Here is a 17,253-nt window from a genome sequence, read left to right as displayed (position 1 = left end):
GGCGGAAGTCCCGCCTGAGCCTGCAATCAGAGCGGGATGGCTGAAATCGGGTCAGCAACAGGGCTGACCCAGAGTGCCGCCTGATATATAATCCGGCGATTTTCATAGCAGCGACGCACAAGGCATTGATGGAGCTTATCCGCGGTATTCACAATATCAAGCCCCGTCACCGGGGGTGTGTATTGACCATTGGCAACTTTGATGGGGTTCATCAGGGTCATCATGCCGTGCTGTCTCGCCTGCAGGAAAAAGCTGCCCAACTGGGCCTGCCGGCCTGCGTCATGCTGTTTGAACCGCAGCCGCTGGAGCTGTTTGCCGGGGCTGCGGCGCCGGCCCGCCTCAGCCGCCTGCGGGAGAAGTATGAAGCGCTCAAGGGGATGCAGATCGATCGCATGCTCTGCGTGCGCTTCAACCATCGCTTCGCCGAGCAGTCCGCCACCACTTTCATCGAGCAACTGCTGGTGGAGAAACTCGGCGTGCACTATCTGGTGGTGGGCGACGATTTTCGTTTCGGCAAGGGGCGGGAAGGGGACTTCCACCTGCTGGAAGAGGCCGGCCGGCGCTTTGGTTTCGAGGTGATAAGCACCCAGAGCTTCCAGCTGTCCCGTCAGCGGGTCAGCAGCACGCTGGTGCGCGAGGCCCTCGCGGCCGGCCGCATGGCGGAGGTGGAGCTGATGCTCGGCCGCCCTTATACCATCAGCGGCCGGGTGGCTCACGGCGACAAGCTGGGCCGCACCATCGGTTTTCCCACCGCCAATCTGGCCCTCAAGCGCCAGGTGATCCCGGTCGGTGGCGTGTTCGCGGTGGAAGTGTTATGTTCCGGCAAGACCTTCCCCGGTGTCGCCAATGTGGGTGTACGGCCGACCTTGAGCGGTACACAAGCCAGATTGGAAGTACATCTATTTGATTTTTCTGGCGACCTATATGGTCAACAGGTCAAGGTGCTGCTTCGCCACAAGCTGCGCGAAGAGCAGAAGTTTGCCTCTTTCACCGCCTTGAAAGAGCAGATCGAACGAGATGCCCTGGCGGCCCGAGCCTGGTTCGGGCTGCCACTACTCCATTTACCCAGCACTCTTTTAGAAAAGAAGGGAACCCAGGACTGATGAGCGACTATAAACACACCCTGAATCTTCCGGAAACCGAGTTTCCGATGCGTGGCGATCTGGCCAAGCGCGAACCCAACATGCTGAAACGTTGGTACGATCAGGATCTTTACGGCGCCATTCGCCGCGCCAAAGCGGGCAAACCTTCGTTCATTCTGCACGATGGCCCCCCCTATGCGAACGGCAGCATTCACATCGGTCACTCGGTCAACAAGATCCTCAAAGACATCATCATCAAGTCCAAGGGCCTCTCCGGTTTCGATTCCCCCTATGTGCCGGGCTGGGATTGCCACGGTCTGCCCATCGAACTGAAAGTAGAAGGCATGGTCGGCAAGCCGGGCGAGAAGGTCTCCGCCGCCGAGTTCCGCGCCGAGTGCCGCAAATACGCCAAGACCCAGATCGAAGCGCAGAAGACCGACTTCATCCGGCTGGGCGTGCTGGGTGACTGGGAACACCCCTACCTGACCATGGATTTTGGCACCGAAGCCAACATCATCCGCTCCATGGCCAAGATCGTTGAAAACGGCCACCTGCACAAAGGTTCCAAGCCGGTGCACTGGTGTACCGACTGTGGCTCCGCCCTGGCCGAAGCCGAAGTGGAATACTACGACAAGAACTCCCCCTCCATCGACGTGCGCTTCAAGGCCGTCGACGAGGCCGGTGTTGCCGCCAAGTTTGACTGCGCCGAAGGCCACACCGGCAAGGGCCCGATCTCTGCCGTGATCTGGACCACCACCCCCTGGACCCTGCCCGCCAACCGCGGCATCGCCATGCACGCCGATCTGGACTATGCGCTGGTGCAGGTGGAAGGGGAGCATCCCGAGCGTCTGATCCTGGCTGCCGAGCTGGTCAAGGACGTGATGGACCGCGCCGGTATCGAGCAGTTCCACAACCTGGGTTACGCCAAGGGCGCCGCGCTCGAGCTGCTGCGCTTCAACCACCCCTTCTACAGCTTCGACGTGCCGGTGGTGCTGGGTGACCACGTTACCCTGGATGCCGGTACCGGCGCAGTGCACACCGCTCCTGGCCACGGTCAGGAAGACTTCGTGGTCGGTCAGAAGTACGGTCTGGAAGTGGCCAACCCGGTTGGCAGCAACGGCGTTTACCTGCCGGATACCGAACTGTTTGCCGGCCAGCACGTGTTCAAGGCCAACGCCTCCGTGGTCGAGGTGCTGACCGAGCGCGGCGCCCTGCTGCACCACAAGGTGTTCAACCACTCCTACCCGCACTGCTGGCGTCACAAGACCCCGATCATCTTCCGTGCCACCCCGCAGTGGTTCATCAGCATGGAGCAGAAGGGTCTGCGCAAACGAGCGCTGGAGGAGATCGAGCGCATCGAGCAAGACGGCATCAAACAGCACGGCCAGAGCGGCTGGGTGCCGGCCTGGGGTAAAAACCGCATCCAGGCGATGGTCGAGAACCGTCCTGACTGGTGTATCTCCCGTCAGCGTACCTGGGGCGTGCCCATCTCCCTGTTCGTCCACAAGGAGACCCAGGAACTGCACCCGGAATCCGTGCGCCTGATGCACGAAGTGGCCAAGCGGGTCGAGCAGTCCGGCATCCAGGCCTGGTGGGATCTGGACAAGGCCGAGCTGCTGGGCAGCGATGCCGACCTGTACGACAAGGTGCCTGATACCCTGGACGTCTGGTTTGACTCAGGTTCGACCCACTCCTCCGTGGTCGACGCCCGTCCCGAGTTCAACGGCAACCCGGCCGACATGTATCTGGAAGGCTCTGACCAGCACCGCGGCTGGTTCATGTCCTCCCTGATGATCGGCGTGGCGATGAAAGACAAGGCTCCCTACAACCAGGTGCTGACTCACGGCTTCACCGTGGATGGCCAGGGTCGCAAGATGTCCAAGTCCATCGGCAACGTGGTGAGCCCGCAGGACGTGATGAACAAGCTGGGTGCCGACATCCTGCGTCTGTGGGTCGCCAGCACCGACTACACCGGCGAGATGACCGTCTCCGACGAGATCCTCAAGCGCTCTGCCGACGCCTATCGCCGTATCCGCAACACTGCCCGCTTCCTGCTGGCCAACCTGAACGGCTTCAATCCGGCGACCGACATGGTGGCGCCTGCCGACATGGTGGTGGTGGATCGCTGGGCCGTGGGTCGTGCCAAAGCGGTACAGGCCGAGATCATGGCGGCGTTCGACGAGTACAACTTCCACGGTGTGACCCAGAAGCTGATGCAGTTCTGCTCCATCGAGATGGGCTCCTTCTACCTGGACGTCATCAAGGACCGTCAGTACACCGCCAAGGCTGACAGCCTGGCCCGTCGCTCCTGCCAAACCGCCCTCTATCACATCGCCGAGGCTATGGTGCGCTGGATGGCGCCGATCATGAGCTTCACCGCTGACGAGATCTGGGCGCTGCTGCCGGGTGAGCGCGGTGAGTTCGTCTTTACCGAGGAGTGGTACGACGGCCTGTTCGGGCTGGAAGCGGGTGAAGCCCTCAACGACGATTTCTGGGCCGAGATCCTCACCGTGCGCGGTGAAGTGAACAAGGCGCTGGAAGTGGCTCGTGGCGAGAAACGCATCGGTGGCTCCCTGCAGGCCGAGCTGACCCTGTTCGCCAAGCCGGCACTGGCTGCGCGTCTGAACGCCCTGGCCGATGAGCTGCGCTTCGTGCTGCTCACCTCCAAGGCCAAGGTTGTCAGCGTCGATGCCGCCCCGGCAGACGCCGTGGCGACCGAGCGCGATGACCTGTGGCTGAGTGTGGCCCAGTCTACCGCCGCCAAGTGCGACCGCTGCTGGCACCATGTGGAAGACGTGGGCACCATCGCGGGTCACGAAGAGATCTGTGGCCGCTGCGTCACCAACGTCGAGGGTGACGGCGAAACACGTCAATTTGCCTGATGAACATGACTCACCATAAAAGCGGCCTGCGTTGGCTGTGGCTGGCAGTGCTGGCCTTTGTACTGGACCAGGCGAGCAAGCTCGCCGTGGTCAAGCTGCTGCCATTTGGCTACCCGGGGGTGGAGATCACCCCCTTCTTCAACCTGGTCCATGTCTACAACAAGGGGGCTGCTTTCAGCTTCCTGGCCGATCAGGGCGGCTGGCAGCGCTGGTTCTTCGCGGTGCTGGCGTTTGCCATCTGTGGCTTGCTGATCCACTGGCTGCGCAAGCAGTCCGTCGCTCAGCGCTGGAGCGGCATCGCCTACTCGCTGATCATCGGCGGGGCGCTCGGCAACGTGTTTGACCGGCTGGTGCTGGGTCACGTGGTCGACTTCCTCGATTTCTACTGGCAGCGCGCCCACTGGCCGGCGTTCAACCTGGCCGACAGCTTCATCTTCATCGGCGCCGCCATGATAGTGCTGGACGGTTTTCGCAGTGAGAAGAAGAAGGACGTGACGCCATGAGCCAGCCGATTGCGGCAGACAGCAGCGTGCTGTTTCATTTCGCCATCAAGCTGGAGGATGGCTCGGTGGCCGACAGCACTGCGTTGCAAGGCAAGCCTGCCCGCCTGCGGATGGGCGATGGCAGCCTGACCTCCAGTTTCGAGCAGTGCCTGCTGGGGCTGCGCGAAGGGGAGAGCAAGAGCTTTACGCTGGCACCGGAAGAGGCCTTCGGCCTCTCCAATCCCGACAACATCTACCATCTGGACCGCGCCAAGTTCGGTGCCGATGTAGAGCCCAAGGTCGGCACCATCATCCTGTTTGACCAGCCCAACGGCAGCGAGCTGCCGGGTATCATCCGGGCGGTGGCAGGGATGTCGGTGACGGTCGATTTCAACCATCCCCTGGCCGGTCACACCGTCACGTTCGAGGTGGAGATCCTGGGGGTTGATGACGAGGAAGCGGTTCACTGATGAATATTCTTCTGGCCAATCCCCGTGGTTTCTGTGCCGGTGTCGATCGGGCGATCAGCATCGTCGAGAGCGCGCTGGAGAAGTTCGGCGCCCCCATCTATGTCCGTCACGAGGTGGTGCACAACCGCTACGTGGTGAACAAGCTCAAGGAGGCGGGCGCCGTCTTCGTCGAAGAGCTGGATGAGGTGCCGGACGACAGCATCGTCATCTTCTCCGCCCACGGCGTCTCCAAAGCGGTGCGCGAGATGGCCAAGTCCCGTGCCCTCAAGGTGTTCGATGCCACTTGCCCGCTGGTGACCAAGGTGCACATGGAGGTCCATCGCGCCAGTCGCAAGGGCTCCGAGGCTGTGCTCATCGGCCATGCCGGTCACCCCGAGGTGATCGGCACCATGGGTCAGTATGAGAATCGCGAGGGGGGCATGTATCTGGTGGAGACGCCGGAAGACGTGGCCAAGCTCAAGGTGAAGAACCCGGATGACCTCTGCTTCGTCACCCAGACCACCCTCAGCGTGGACGAGACCTCGGACGTCATCGATGCCTTGCGTGTCCACTTCCCCAAGATCCAGGGGCCGCGCAAGGACGACATCTGCTACGCCACCCAGAACCGCCAGGATGCGGTGCGGGAGATGGCGGGGCTGGTGGACGCCATGCTGGTGGTGGGGTCGCGCAACTCCTCCAACTCCAACCGCTTGCGGGAGCTGGCCGAGAAGGTGGGTGCCAAAGCCTATCTCATCGACGATGCCTCCATGATCGAGCCCGACTGGCTGGCGGGAGTAGAGGCGATCGGTGTCACCGCCGGCGCTTCCGCCCCCGAGGTGCTGGTGCAGTCGGTCATCACGCGCTTGCGCGAGCTGGGCGGCAAGGTGGTGGCCGAGCATCCCGGTCGTGAAGAGAACGTGGTGTTTGAGGTGCCGCCGGAGCTGCGCATCCTTTGAGTCAGCCATCCCGTGCGGGATAGTGCCACGAGTGCCTGAGCCACCTCCTGTGAGGTGGCTTTTTCATGGGCGATTCTTATGACTCTTGTTGTCCGGTTTGTGGCGAGATTGCAGCGAAATTTGATGATGTATGTCCAAGATCTGAGTAGATTGAATTGCAAGCGAAGGTCTGCTGTCTAGACTGCTGATGATCTTCTCATCTGGCTTGATGGCACATGGATATGCGAACGAGCCTCCCCGACAAAATCAGAGCGAAACAGGATGTTTTTGCGTTCAGGTTTTAGCCTCATCGAGCTGATGGTCACCGTTGCGCTCATCTCTATCCTGCTGACGTTGGGAGTTCCCTCCTTTAGCGCGATATTGCGCAACATGACGCTGACCAGCCAGGCCAACAACTTTGTGGCCGCCATCAACCTCGCCCGCTCCGAAGCCATTCGCCGCAATACCGCGGTCACGCTCTCCGCAACCGCCAGCAACCTGACCCAGAACCACTGGGAATCGGGCTGGCAGATCTGGGTCGACCGCAACGGCAATGGCACCCTCGACAACGGCGAATTGCTGCGGCTCTTTCCCGACATGGGTGCCGGCACCCTGGTCAGCAATACGTCGCTGGTACGCTTCAGTGGCAATGGCTTTCTCGACGGGCGTCAGCAGGTGGCGCTGGTGTTCTCTCTGCAGCCGCCGGAGTGTGCCCAAGAGGCCTCGCGCGACATCACGATCACCCCGGCCGGGCGCCCATCCATCGTGGAGACCAGCTGCATATGAAACGACATCAGGGGGTATCTCTGCTTGAGATCATGATCGCCGTGCTGGTGCTGTCGATCGGCATTCTCGGCATGGCGACCCTGCAGTTGCAGGCGCTCAAGAGCAATCAATCAGCGCTCACCCGCACAGAAGCGACCCAGTTTGCCTACATGATCACCGACATGATGCGAGCCAATCGCAGCGCGGCCCTGCTCGGCCAATACAATGTCGGGCTGGGAGAGGCCGTCTCCGGCAGTTCGATGGCAATACAGGACGTGCAGTACTGGAAGCAGGCGCTGACCGGCCTGCCGGGCGGTGACGGGGCCATTGCCGTCAGCGCCGGGCAGGCGACCATCACCATCCAGTGGAATGCCAGCCGGCTGGCCACCGAGCCTGCGCTGCGCAGCATGACCCTGAGGACGGATCTGTGAGCGGGCGGCGCACCTTGTTGCGTCAGGCCGGTGTCGGTCTGGTGGAGGTGATGATCGCCCTGCTGCTGTCACTGCTGACGGTCGGGGTCATCATTCAGGTGCTGCTTGGCAACCACAAAACCTATCTGACCGGCGAGGCCATCGCCCGGGTTCAGGAGGACAGCCGGTTTGCCGTCAACCTGCTGCAGCAGGAGCTGCGGATGGTGGGCTATCAGGGTTGCCTCAGCAAGCAGGGCGTGAACATCACCAACACCCTTAACGGTGGTACGGCGCTACCCTACAACTTCACCGTCTATCTGCGCGGCTATGACAATGTCACTGCGACGCTGCCCACGGCGTTGTCTGCCCTGTTTACCGCTGCCGAGCCCAAACCCAAACCGGGAACCGACGTGCTGCTGGTGCAGGGGCCGACCGGCGCCGGGGTGCCGGTCACTCGCAACAACAGCGCCGCCCAGCTGTTCGTGCAGCAACTCTCCAGCAAGGCCAACTACTGCGGTACCGGCAAGCAGGGCTACAGCGACTTGTGCGAGGGGGACATCGTCATGGTGTCCGACTGTCAGAAGGCGCGGATCTTCCAGATCACCCAGACCCAGGTGGTGGGTGGCGGCAGCGAGGTCAATATCGGCCACTCCAACGACAACAAATACACCCCTGGCAATGCCGTCAGCTCCTGGGGTGGCGCCAGCAGCCCGGTCGAGGAGCGGTTCGGTGCCGGCTCGGTATTGAGCCGGATGGAGACTCGGATCTATTACGTCGCCCGCCCCTCTGCCAACGCGCCCTATGCCCTGTATCGCAAGAGCGGTCTGGCTGCGGGCATGCTGCTGGTGGACGGGGTCACCGATGTTCAGCTGACCTTCGGCGAGGATCAGAACCGGGATCGGGCGGCAGATCGCTATGTGAGCGCCGCCAGCAACCCGAACTGGGACAACGTGCTGGGGATCGGTGTTCAACTGCTGATGCGCAGCGGTCAGGGCAATGTGGTATCGGACCCGCAGGCCATCAGCTTTGCCGGCGCCACCTTCCAGGCAGTCGACAGTCACTGGTACTGGGTGGCCGAAACCACGGTCGCCTTGCGTAACCGGCTGCCATGAGGAGGGAGGCATGATGGCTCGACAAGAGGGAATGGCGTTGGTGATCAGCCTGATTTTTCTTGCGGTGGTGAGCCTGCTGGCGATGGCCAGCATGCAGAGCGCCCTGCTGCAGGAGAAGATGGCGGGCAACCAGAAGGAGTCACAGCAGGCGCTGCAGGCGGCGGAGGCGGCGCTGCGTGCTGCCGAGCGCTATCTGGAGGCGGGCAGTTCAGGTCCCTACGACAACAGTGCCGGCCTCTATGAGTTCGTCAGCGTGGCGGTGGATCCCGCCTCTCCTTCCACGGCCTGGCGCACCTATGCCAATAGCGGCCTGACCGGACGGGCCCCCGAATATTTCATCGAGCGGTTGCCCTATACCCAGGGCAGCAACGAGAGTCTGGCGGTTGACGAGCCCATCAGCGAGCGCCGCCTCTATCGCATCACGGCAAGGGGATTCGGACTCTCGGACGAGAGCCGGGTGCTGTTGCAATCGACCTACAGCCGCTAGGAGAACAACCCATGCGTGCATCTGGCTACGGACTCTCGGCCCTGCTGCTCTGCTCCCAGGTGCAGGCAGCCCTCGACATCGCCCAGGTTCCCCTCTATCTGGGTACCCGGGCCGAACCCAACATCATGTTCAGTCTCGATGACTCAGGTTCGATGCACTTCGAGTTGATGCCGGAGGGGTTGATCGAGAACAGTGCCCGCTACGTCTATCCCAGAGCCGACAATGTCTATGGCAGCGAGGATTATGACAACCGGACCGTGACCTTCACCAGCAGCAACGACCGCAACGCCTATACCCGCTCAAGCAACAACAACAAACTCTACTACAACCCGCAGCAGAGCTATCGGCCCTGGGCCAAGGCGGACGGCACCCTGATGGCGAATGCCAGCATCAGCTGCGCACCGCATAACCCCTTCAATACTGCCGCCGGCTGTCGTGATCTGACCAAGAACAACCGCTCCAAGTCCCTGCGTTACTACACCGGGTTCTCTTCCACTGACTACAACGACGATGAAACCTTCTGGCCTGCCGTCTACTTTGCCTACAAGGGCAGTGGCGACGTGAAGAAGGCGGGTAGCTATACCCGGGTGGAGATAAAGTCCGGCAGTACCTATGGCGGGCGCCCCAATCGCAGTGATTGCAAGAGCGCCCCCGTTTGTACCTATGACGAGGAGATCCAGAACTTCGCCAACTGGTACACCTACTACCGCTCCCGGATCCTGGCTGCTCGTGCCGGGGTCGGCCGTGCTTTTGCAAGCCAGGGGCAGGCCCTGCGGGTGGGGTTTGCCACCATCAACGCCAGCGGCAGCGTGATCCGTGGCGTCGCGCCTTTTTCCGGCACCGATCGCAGCGCTTTTTTCAGCGACCTCTACAGCCGCGATATTCCGGCTGCCGGCACGCCGCTGCGCACCAGCCTTAAGGATGTGGGGGAGTACTTCTCCCGCACCGACAACAACGGCCCCTGGGCGGCCAGTGCCGGTAGCACCTTGCCCCACCTCACCTGCCGGCAGAGCTACAACATCCTGATGACCGATGGCTATTGGAACGGGGATACCCCCTCGGTAGGGGATCTGGACAAGGATGGCTACAGCAATACCCTGGCCGACGTGGCCTACAAATACTGGAAAACCGACCTGCGTGCCGATCTGGCCGACAAGGTGCCGACCAGCACGGCAGATCCCGCCAACTGGCAGCATCTGGTCAATTTTACCGTTGGACTCGGGGTCAACGGGTCGCTCAATCCGGCCAACGGCATCCCGAACAGCTGGCCCAATCCCCATGATCCGGATGACAAGGAGTACAAGAACGCGACCTACATTCCGGAGTACAAGATCGATGACCTGTGGCACGCGGCACTCAACAGCAAGGGCAGCTTTTTCAGTGCGGGCGACCCCGACATCTTTGCCGCAGCCCTGAGCAGCACCCTGGCCCAGATCGCGGCTCGCAACAGCTCCGCCAGCTCGGTGACCGCCAACGCAACCCGGCTGGACAGCAATACCCACATCTACCAGGCCCGCTACAACAGCGGCGACTGGTCGGGGCAACTCATCTCCATTCCCCTCAACAGCGATGGGTCGCTGGGCAACATGGCCTGGGATGCTGCCACCCTGATCCCGGCTCACACCTCCCGCAGCATCTTTACTCGACAAAACGGGGTCGGCATTCCCTTCACCTGGGCCGCTCTCAATGCCACCAACCGTGCCCTGTTCAACCTCGCCGGCGACAGCCAGGGGGAAAACCGGGTTGCCTATTTGCGCGGTGATCGCAGTCGCGAGCAGAGCAATGGCGGTCTGTTTCGCAGTCGCAGCGATCTGCTGGGGGACATCATCAACTCGGATCCCGTCTATGTCGGCAGCCGGGATTACGGCTACGGCAGCGCCACCGGCCTGACCCAGGCGGAGCGCGACGGTTATCTGAGTTTCCTCGGTTCGACGGCTATTCGCAGCCGTACACCCATGCTCTACGTGGGGGCCAATGACGGCATGCTGCATGGTTTCAGGGTCGCCAACGGGGTGGAGACCCTGGCCTACATTCCTGCCAGCCTGTTGGGGGATCTGAGTTTGCTGACCAAGCCGGACTACAGCCATCGTTACTATGTCGATGGCACGGCCAAGGTAGGCGATGCCTATCTTGGCAGCAGCTGGAAAACCGTGCTGCTGGGATCGACCGGTGCCGGCGGCAAGGCCGTGTTTGCCATCGACGTGACGGCGCCGGACCACTTCACCGCTGACAAGATGCTGTGGGAGTTTACCAATACCGAGATGGGAGTGGCGCTGGCGGCGCCGACCCTGGTTCGGGTCAAGTCCGGCAATAAATGGGTGGCGCTGGTGGCTAACGGCTACAACAGCACCAGCCAAACGGCGCGCCTGTTCGTGCTGGATTTAGCGACCGGCGCGGTGATCAAGGAGATAGATACCCAGGTGGGCTCGGCCAGTGAGCCCAATGGTCTCTCATCCCCCTTGCCGGTAGACGAGGATGGCGACCGGGTGGCGGACTATGTCTATGCCGGCGATCTGCAGGGCAATCTGTGGAAATTCGATCTGACCGACAACAACAGCGCCCAGTGGGGGAGTGCCTTCAAGACCGGCAACAAGCCAAAACCGCTGTTTCAGGCGTGTAACGGAACCTGCTCCGCCAGCACGCGCCAACCCGTTACCATGCGCCCGCTGGCCATCCGTCATCCCAAGGGGGGCATCATGGTGCTGATGGGGACGGGCAGCTATTTCACCAATGACGACAAGTTGCTGCCGGCGACCCCCAGGCTGGAAGCCGTCTATGGCATCTGGGATACGGGGGCTAGCGTGCTCAGCAGCCAGCTGTTGCAGCAGAGCATTACCCACGAGTACTCCGCCAATGGCACCAGCATCAAGTTCAACGTGAGGGTGGTGTCCAACACGGCGGTCAACTACACCAGCCAGAAAGGGTGGTATCTAGTGCTCAAATCCCCTGCGTTGAGCAAGGGGGTGGGGGAGCGAGCCGTGTCAGAGATGCTTTATCGCAACAAGCGGCTGATCTTCAACACCCTGATCCCCTCGGCGGACGCCTGTGACTTCGGTGGGCGCTCCTGGTTGATGGAGCTGGATCCCGTTTCGGGGGCGCGTTTGACCTACTCGGTGTTCGACGTCAATGGCGATGGCGCGGTCAACGATGACGACTATGTGGGGATCAAGGACAGTGGTGGCAACGACATCAAGGTGCCGGTCAGCGGCAAGCAGTTTGACGAGCTCACCACGACGCCGAGTGTGGTGGAAGATGCCGACATGGAGCGCAAGTACATCAGTGGCTCCAGCGGCAACATTTCGGTCACGCTGGAAGAGGGGGCGGGTGATCTGGGTGGTCGCCAGTCCTGGTTGCAACTGGAGTAGAGGTGGAGATGGTGCGTGGATTTTCCCTGATGGAGCTGATGATTGCGGTAGCCGTGATGGCCATTCTGACCGTGATCGCCTATCCCAGTTACAACAGCTACATGGCCTCTGCCAAGCGGGCCGAAGCCAAGGCCGCCTTGCTGGAGGCGGCGCAATACATGGAGCGACAGTTTACCGCCGACGGCAACTATGATGGTGGCAACCTGGCCTCCGCCGGGCTGGCTACCTTGCCCAGGGATGGCGGGACTGCCTATTACAATCTGGCGCTCAACGCCAGCGGCGCCAGCTATACCCTGACGGCGATCCCGTCCGGGGTGATGAACGGCGATCCTTGCGGCCTGCTGACCCTTGATCAGGGCGGACAGCAGGGGGTGTCGATGGCCAGCATGACGGCAGCCGAGTGCTGGTAGTTTGTCACCAGCAGGCAGCGGGAGTCTTGGTATCGGCCTTGTTGAGGGTCAGGGTATTGCAGATGGTGCTGCCGCTCTTGTCGCCTACCTGTGCTCCCTTGCTGGTGGCGATCAGGGTATAGCTGGTTGTGGTGGCACCTGAAATGGAGAAGTCATAGTAGCTGCTGATGGGGTTGCCCACTTGGGATGGGGTGGCGCTGTAACTGGTATTGGAAACCCGGAACTCTTCCTGTTTCAGCTGCATGCTGAGCAAGCCCTTGAGCGCTTCGGCCCGGCGGGATTTGCGCAAACCATCGGTAAAGCTGGGATAGGCGACAGACGCTATGATGGCGACGATGGCGACCACGACGATCAGTTCAAGCAAGGTGATTCCGGACTGTTTGATTCTCATAGGGCGGCATGCTTCGTGAAACAGGTTGATACTATAGGATAGTACTGACAGTAGACCCTACTGGCACGTGCAAAAAGAAAGGAGTCTTGAGCTGATGGAAGGCAGAAAGGGCAGATCCGCCGGTTTTACCCTGATAGAGCTGATGGTTGCCCTGTCCTTGGTCGCCCTGTTGCTGACCGTGGCCATCCCCAGTTATCAATCCCTGCGTCAGGAGCAGATGGTCAAAGCCGCCACCCAGGCGGTGTACACGGATGTGATGTTGCTGAAGTCCGAGGCGATTAAGCGTAACCGCACCCTGCAATTCATCATCTTCAACAGCGGCACCAGCAATTGGTGTTACCGTATTTTTATTGATGGCAGCTGCAACAGTTGCAGCGATCACTGTTCCAGTATTGAGGGGCGCAAGGGGGGCGATGCCAGTGAATATCCCGGTATCAGCCTGGTTGCCAGCTACAGTGAATCGTCAAGCAACATCAGGCCCCTGAGTATCTCTCCCAGAAGGTCCTCCTTGACGGCGGGGAATATTGTCATCTCATCCGGTACCTACTCCATGCAGGTCAAGACCAATAATGTCGGGCGTGTGCGTACCTGCGGTGTCAGCAATGTCAGTGGGGTGCCTGCATGTTGAGAGCGCCAAGGGGATTCAACGTGGTGGAGTTGATGGTTGCAATGGTCGCAGGCCTGCTGCTGGTCGCTGCGGTGACATCCTTGTTCGCCACCATCCTCAGGGTCAATCAAACCTCCATGCAGGTGAGCCGCCTCAATCAGGAGATGCAGAGCGTCACCGACATGATTGCCCGTGACGTGCAGCGCACCGGTTATGATCAGGGGGCGACAGCCTTTCTCGGCGCTGCATCGGGAGCCAGATCCCCTTTCTATTTTGATACCAGCAGCGATCTGATGAATGAGCCAGTCACTGGCTCCAAGATTTATCGCTGTATCCGGCTGAAATACGATGATGATAACAACGGCTCTCTTGGGGCTGATGAAACCTATATCTACAGCTACGACAGTGCCGACAAAGGGGTGCAGCTTGGCACCAGCTGCAGTTCCGGCAGCCTGCTGAGTACCGACAATACCATCGAGATTACGGATCTCACCTTCTCGCTGTTGAGTGGCAGCGTCTCGTCAGGGGCACGGACGGTGCGGCTGAACATATCGGGCCAGTACAAGGCTAACACCGCGCTCAAACTCACCCTGCAGCGTGATATCAAGCTGCGCAACGATGGGTACTGATGTCATGCAACGTCATCTTGGTTTTACCACCTTCACCGTTACCTTACTGCTTACTGTGATGTTGCTGAGCATCTCGCTGTTGGTGGGCAAGCTGATGGTGTCAGACCGCCGTGTCAGCCTCAACGAAGTGCAGTATAGGCAGGCCCTGGCCCTGGCCGAACTGGGTTTATCCGACGGGGTTGGACGATTGGCGCAAGACCCGGGTTGGCGGAGCGCCAGCAGTGGGGTATCGGTCAATGTGTCAGCCGGTACCTATACCCTGTTTGCTCTGGATGAAACAGCCGTGACCGTGGGCGGGGTGAGCGTGACGCCTGTCAGGGTACGGGCCCAGGCTATCTTGGTTGATAGTACTGCCAATGCCGATGTGGAGATCAAAACCATCAAGGTCAGCGTATTGGCAGGCACCCCGGCCGCCCCTCTGACGGTCGCCGGTGGCATGGCCGTTTCCGGCAACTTTACCGTGGTGGCCAATCCCAACGGAGGCGGGTCTGGCGTACCGCTTTCCATCTGGACTAACGGTAATGTGGATCTGACCAATGGTTCCGGTCAGACCTGCCATCAAGGGGATTACAGTGGTGGGTGCAGTGCCTACATAAGTCAGAAGGGCGACAAGCAGTCGGATATCAAGGACAACGATACCGACTTCCCAAGCGATCTGGTCTGGTATCTGTTCAATGAGAATGACGATGCAACAGGATGGGCTAATCTGGAGTCGCGGGCAGTGCAGATGCTGACCAATTGTGATTCGCTGTCGACGGCATCGCGAGGGCTCATCATTGTCGATGGGGATTGCAAACCGGGCGGTTCGGTCGGTTCGGTTGCCGCACCTGTGGTGTTAATCGTGCGCAACGGGGATCTGATGGTCAACGGGAGCTCCACCCTGTATGGGCTGGTGTTCGCCTACTCCTCCACACCCGCTACCGCTACCACCGATATCAGCTTGAAGGGGGGGGCTATCGTCAATGGGGCAGTGGTCGCCAACTACCAATTGGGCAAGACCGCCAACGGAACCTTCGATGCCAAGTACGATCAGGCGGTGCTGAGCAATATCGAAAACGGTACCGCATTTCAGATCATTAACCTAGTGCCCGGTAGCTGGCGGGACTGGTAGGAGCAAACATGAAGCAGCACAAGGGATTCGGGCTGTTGGAGATCTTGATCACCCTGGTTCTGCTTGGGGTGGGGGTTGCCGGACTGGTGGCCATGTCGCGCGGGATCCTCGGGGCCTCCCAGGACGGGCGGCGCTATGAGGTGGCGATGCGGCTGGCCGAGTCGAAACTCGATGATTTTCGTACCTTCAACGGCGTGGTGAGTGCCGTCTCTCCGCTCACGGCCTATAACAGCATTGCGGCGGGCACCAGTACGGTCACCCCCGCCGACGGCGGCGGGACCTATACCCTGAGCTGGACCGTCAACAACCAGTACTGGAATGGTACGGCCTGGCAGACCACGGCCCCGGCGGGATACCTGCAGTCCTACCCGGGTCGCAAGGTCGTCAACGTGACCGTCGGCTGGAGCGACAATGACGGGAATCCGATCTCATTGTTATTGTCTGGTGCAGTGTCACCGGCAGAGTCACTGGCCCAGAACCAGTTAAATGGCGGACTCGATACCAGTCGCGAGCCACCCCAGGTGGTCTATACCCCGGGGGTGGCACCGGACGTCATCTCCATCCAGATAGATCAGGAAGGGCGCAAGCAGGAGACCAGCAAACCGCTGCCGACTGTGACCTCCAAGGATGGCGCCGTCGGCAAGCTGGTGCAGTTCGAGACGGTCACCTACAAGCCCGACAACGGCGGCAACATCCAGCAGGTCTTGCAGGATTTGGCCTCGGTCTCCTGCTCTTGCAGTTACGGCTCGAGCGTCAATGCCTACCTGCCGGGCCAGGCGATCCTGACCGACAGCAATCTGCTCTATTGGAGCGTGGGCTCCCAGGTCACCAAGCAGACCGGTATTCTCAACACCAGCGTCAAGGATCAACCCACCCTCTGTACCAGTTGCTGCAAAAACCACTTCGATGGTAGTGGCAGCAGCTTTGATCAGTACTACTCCCCGCTGCATACCAACAGGCAGCGCTATAACAGCTCACTCACCTCGGTCAACAGCGGCGACTATGTGGATGCCTGCCGTTTCGTCCGGCTCGATGGCTATTATCGGCCTCTGCCGGAGTGGAACCTGATCAAGGTAGTGGTTACTAGCGCCGACTTCCTCGCCAAGACGGCCAATCAGACCAGCTACCAAAATTACATCAAGTACGTGGTCACCACCTACATCACCTGGCAGAAGAACACCCTCAACTGGGCCGCGAATCCCACCGCTACGCCACCGACCATCACCGAGTTTGCCGACTGGTTGTCTGCCAATGCGGTGGCGGGGGGGGACACTACGACCAAAGTCACCATGAGCACAGGCACGGCCCAGCTGATCGCGCGCGGTATCTATGTGGATGTGCTCTCGCCCACCTATCTGGCCGCACTCGACCTGACCTCGCAGGAGCTGCTGGCCAGGGTGCCATTCCAGGATATTAACCTGACCATGCTGGCAGAGTGGAGTCTGGTGCCCTTGAGTGGCCAGCTTACTGGCAGTGTCTCCGACTATGTGGGAGTGACCAACGAGACGGTCAAGACGGTGGTCGATCTCAGCAACTACTACTTCGGCAGCTACAGTCGCGGCTACCTATCTGCCAAGAAGAGCACCAAGGATGTCTCCAACGTATTGCAGAGCGTGTCGGTCAAGGTGACCGCCTATCAAGGCAACTCGGGGATCACCGCCTCTCTCATCTCTCCAGTGGATCTGAGTGAAGCCAAGAGCGCCAGCATGCCGGTGGCCATCGACACCAGCACCCAAACCGTACCGACCCTGACTGTATCGGGACGAATTGAGTGTCTTGAACAGGGTAATGGACAAAATGCCACCCCAGTGTCCTGTAAGGCGAATACGTTTAGTGGGCTGGCAGTCAATACGACAACTACGGGAGCTATCTGTCGTATCGATGCGCCAAAAACCAATAACCAGCCTGCTACATACGTTTGTTCTGCAGCACAAAACAGTAATTTAGTTGTGAATTTATCCTATAAAGCTCAGGGCAATAAAACTTACTTGTTGAAGCCTGCCACTCTCAGCATTGCCATGACACCACCCGCCAGCGGTCAAGTGATCACCGGGCCCTGTGCCCTGCTGGTGGACAACGGAGTGACCAACGCGACCAGCCTGACTTGCACCCCTTGAGCCTTGGGCGCTGGCACAG

17 protein-coding genes are annotated in these 17,253 nt (G+C 60.4%); 15 read left to right on the top strand and 2 right to left on the bottom strand.

Annotated features, from left to right (window positions below; genetic code table 11):
* Window positions 1–26: 26 nt before the first annotated feature.
* Entirely contained in the window at window positions 27–224 is a 198-nt protein-coding gene (locus OKB87_RS05225; RefSeq protein ID WP_181014800.1) for a hypothetical protein, read from the bottom strand.
* Here OKB87_RS05225 and ribF point away from each other — a divergent pair.
* From ribF to tppA, 11 genes are all read left to right on the top strand, one after another.
* Window positions 129–1,103 carry a bifunctional riboflavin kinase/FAD synthetase gene (gene ribF, locus OKB87_RS05220; RefSeq protein WP_017409028.1) on the top strand — a complete coding sequence of 325 codons (975 nt, stop codon included), beginning with the start codon at window positions 129–131 and terminating at the stop codon, window positions 1,101–1,103. The two genes, OKB87_RS05225 and ribF, sit on opposite strands and share 96 nt — an antisense overlap.
* On the top strand, window positions 1,103–3,964 hold the full coding sequence (ileS, locus tag OKB87_RS05215) for an isoleucine--tRNA ligase (protein WP_270826699.1): 2,862 nt from the start codon (window positions 1,103–1,105) through the stop codon (window positions 3,962–3,964). Before ribF ends, ileS begins: the two co-directional genes overlap by 1 nt.
* Window positions 3,964–4,467 carry a signal peptidase II gene (lspA, locus tag OKB87_RS05210; protein WP_011704644.1) on the top strand — a complete coding sequence of 168 codons (504 nt, stop codon included), beginning with the start codon at window positions 3,964–3,966 and terminating at the stop codon, window positions 4,465–4,467. Before ileS ends, lspA begins: the two co-directional genes overlap by 1 nt.
* Window positions 4,464–4,916, top strand: coding sequence for an FKBP-type peptidyl-prolyl cis-trans isomerase (fkpB, locus tag OKB87_RS05205; RefSeq protein WP_011704645.1), 453 nt, complete (start codon window positions 4,464–4,466; stop codon window positions 4,914–4,916). The genes lspA and fkpB overlap by 4 nt, the downstream gene beginning before the upstream one ends.
* The gene (gene ispH / locus OKB87_RS05200) at window positions 4,916–5,851 is read left to right on the top strand and encodes a 4-hydroxy-3-methylbut-2-enyl diphosphate reductase (RefSeq protein ID WP_017409030.1); all 936 of its coding nucleotides are present in this window, start codon (window positions 4,916–4,918) and stop codon (window positions 5,849–5,851) included. The genes fkpB and ispH overlap by 1 nt, the downstream gene beginning before the upstream one ends.
* A gap of 261 nt (window positions 5,852–6,112) precedes the next feature.
* Complete coding sequence (tppE, locus tag OKB87_RS05195; RefSeq protein ID WP_011704647.1) at window positions 6,113–6,616, top strand: type IVa pilus pseudopilin TppE; 504 nt, start codon at window positions 6,113–6,115, stop codon at window positions 6,614–6,616.
* Window positions 6,613–7,026 (top strand): type IVa pilus pseudopilin TppB, encoded by a 414-nt coding sequence (gene tppB, locus OKB87_RS05190; protein ID WP_270826697.1) that lies wholly within the window; start codon window positions 6,613–6,615, stop codon window positions 7,024–7,026. The genes tppE and tppB overlap by 4 nt, the downstream gene beginning before the upstream one ends.
* Window positions 7,023–8,117, top strand: coding sequence for a PilW family protein (locus OKB87_RS05185; RefSeq protein WP_270826696.1), 1,095 nt, complete (start codon window positions 7,023–7,025; stop codon window positions 8,115–8,117). The genes tppB and OKB87_RS05185 overlap by 4 nt, the downstream gene beginning before the upstream one ends.
* A 10-nt stretch (window positions 8,118–8,127) precedes the next feature.
* Complete coding sequence (locus tag OKB87_RS05180; protein ID WP_075384410.1) at window positions 8,128–8,604, top strand: pilus assembly PilX family protein; 477 nt, start codon at window positions 8,128–8,130, stop codon at window positions 8,602–8,604.
* 11 nt (window positions 8,605–8,615) lie between these two features.
* A complete protein-coding gene (locus OKB87_RS05175) occupies window positions 8,616–11,969 on the top strand; it encodes a pilus assembly protein (protein ID WP_270826694.1) in 3,354 nt (1,117 codons plus the stop codon).
* Window positions 11,970–11,977: 8 nt separating this feature from the next.
* A complete protein-coding gene (gene tppA / locus OKB87_RS05170; protein ID WP_270826693.1) occupies window positions 11,978–12,379 on the top strand; it encodes a type IVa pilus pseudopilin TppA in 402 nt (133 codons plus the stop codon).
* 4 nt (window positions 12,380–12,383) lie between these two features.
* Here tppA and OKB87_RS05165 read toward each other — a convergent pair whose 3' ends face one another.
* The gene (locus tag OKB87_RS05165; RefSeq protein ID WP_270826692.1) at window positions 12,384–12,770 is read right to left on the bottom strand and encodes a type IV pilin protein; all 387 of its coding nucleotides are present in this window, start codon (window positions 12,768–12,770) and stop codon (window positions 12,384–12,386) included.
* Window positions 12,771–12,864: 94 nt separating this feature from the next.
* On the opposite strand from OKB87_RS05165, the gene OKB87_RS05160 reads away from it, so the two are divergent.
* The 4 genes from OKB87_RS05160 to OKB87_RS05145 are packed head-to-tail and all read left to right on the top strand — an operon-like array spanning window position 12,865 to window position 17,234.
* The gene (locus OKB87_RS05160) at window positions 12,865–13,398 is read left to right on the top strand and encodes a GspH/FimT family pseudopilin (protein WP_270826691.1); all 534 of its coding nucleotides are present in this window, start codon (window positions 12,865–12,867) and stop codon (window positions 13,396–13,398) included.
* A 20-nt stretch (window positions 13,399–13,418) separates the two neighbouring features.
* Complete coding sequence (locus OKB87_RS05155) at window positions 13,419–14,006, top strand: PilW family protein (RefSeq protein ID WP_270826690.1); 588 nt, start codon at window positions 13,419–13,421, stop codon at window positions 14,004–14,006.
* Window positions 14,007–14,010: 4 nt separating this feature from the next.
* Window positions 14,011–15,117 carry a hypothetical protein gene (locus OKB87_RS05150; protein ID WP_270826689.1) on the top strand — a complete coding sequence of 369 codons (1,107 nt, stop codon included), beginning with the start codon at window positions 14,011–14,013 and terminating at the stop codon, window positions 15,115–15,117.
* A gap of 8 nt (window positions 15,118–15,125) precedes the next feature.
* Window positions 15,126–17,234, top strand: a complete 2,109-nt coding sequence (locus OKB87_RS05145) for a type IV pilus modification PilV family protein (RefSeq protein ID WP_270826688.1) — start codon at window positions 15,126–15,128, stop codon at window positions 17,232–17,234.
* Window positions 17,235–17,253: the final 19 nt, after the last annotated feature.

The organism is Aeromonas sp. Y318-1, from assembly GCF_027706125.1.
Classification (GTDB): Bacteria; Pseudomonadota; Gammaproteobacteria; order Enterobacterales; family Aeromonadaceae; genus Aeromonas; species Aeromonas hydrophila.
This window is presented reverse-complemented; position numbering and strand designations above follow the sequence as displayed.

Excerpts from the sequence above, each read along its gene's own strand:
- OKB87_RS05175 (WP_270826694.1), top strand. The coding sequence starts at position 8,616 with ATGCGTGCATCTGGCTACGGACTCTCGGCCCTGCTGCTCTGCTCCCAG.
- OKB87_RS05160 (WP_270826691.1), top strand. The coding sequence starts at position 12,865 with ATGGAAGGCAGAAAGGGCAGATCCGCCGGTTTTACCCTGATAGAGCTG.
- tppA (WP_270826693.1), top strand. The coding sequence starts at position 11,978 with ATGGTGCGTGGATTTTCCCTGATGGAGCTGATGATTGCGGTAGCCGTG.
- lspA (WP_011704644.1), top strand. The coding sequence starts at position 3,964 with ATGAACATGACTCACCATAAAAGCGGCCTGCGTTGGCTGTGGCTGGCA.
- ileS (WP_270826699.1), top strand. The coding sequence starts at position 1,103 with ATGAGCGACTATAAACACACCCTGAATCTTCCGGAAACCGAGTTTCCG.
- tppB (WP_270826697.1), top strand. The coding sequence starts at position 6,613 with ATGAAACGACATCAGGGGGTATCTCTGCTTGAGATCATGATCGCCGTG.
- ribF (WP_017409028.1), top strand. The coding sequence starts at position 129 with ATGGAGCTTATCCGCGGTATTCACAATATCAAGCCCCGTCACCGGGGG.
- OKB87_RS05165 (WP_270826692.1), bottom strand. The coding sequence starts at position 12,770 with ATGAGAATCAAACAGTCCGGAATCACCTTGCTTGAACTGATCGTCGTG.
- OKB87_RS05150 (WP_270826689.1), top strand. The coding sequence starts at position 14,011 with ATGCAACGTCATCTTGGTTTTACCACCTTCACCGTTACCTTACTGCTT.
- tppE (WP_011704647.1), top strand. The coding sequence starts at position 6,113 with ATGTTTTTGCGTTCAGGTTTTAGCCTCATCGAGCTGATGGTCACCGTT.
- OKB87_RS05180 (WP_075384410.1), top strand. The coding sequence starts at position 8,128 with ATGATGGCTCGACAAGAGGGAATGGCGTTGGTGATCAGCCTGATTTTT.
- OKB87_RS05145 (WP_270826688.1), top strand. The coding sequence starts at position 15,126 with ATGAAGCAGCACAAGGGATTCGGGCTGTTGGAGATCTTGATCACCCTG.
- ispH (WP_017409030.1), top strand. The coding sequence starts at position 4,916 with ATGAATATTCTTCTGGCCAATCCCCGTGGTTTCTGTGCCGGTGTCGAT.
- OKB87_RS05225 (WP_181014800.1), bottom strand. The coding sequence starts at position 224 with ATGATGACCCTGATGAACCCCATCAAAGTTGCCAATGGTCAATACACA.
- fkpB (WP_011704645.1), top strand. The coding sequence starts at position 4,464 with ATGAGCCAGCCGATTGCGGCAGACAGCAGCGTGCTGTTTCATTTCGCC.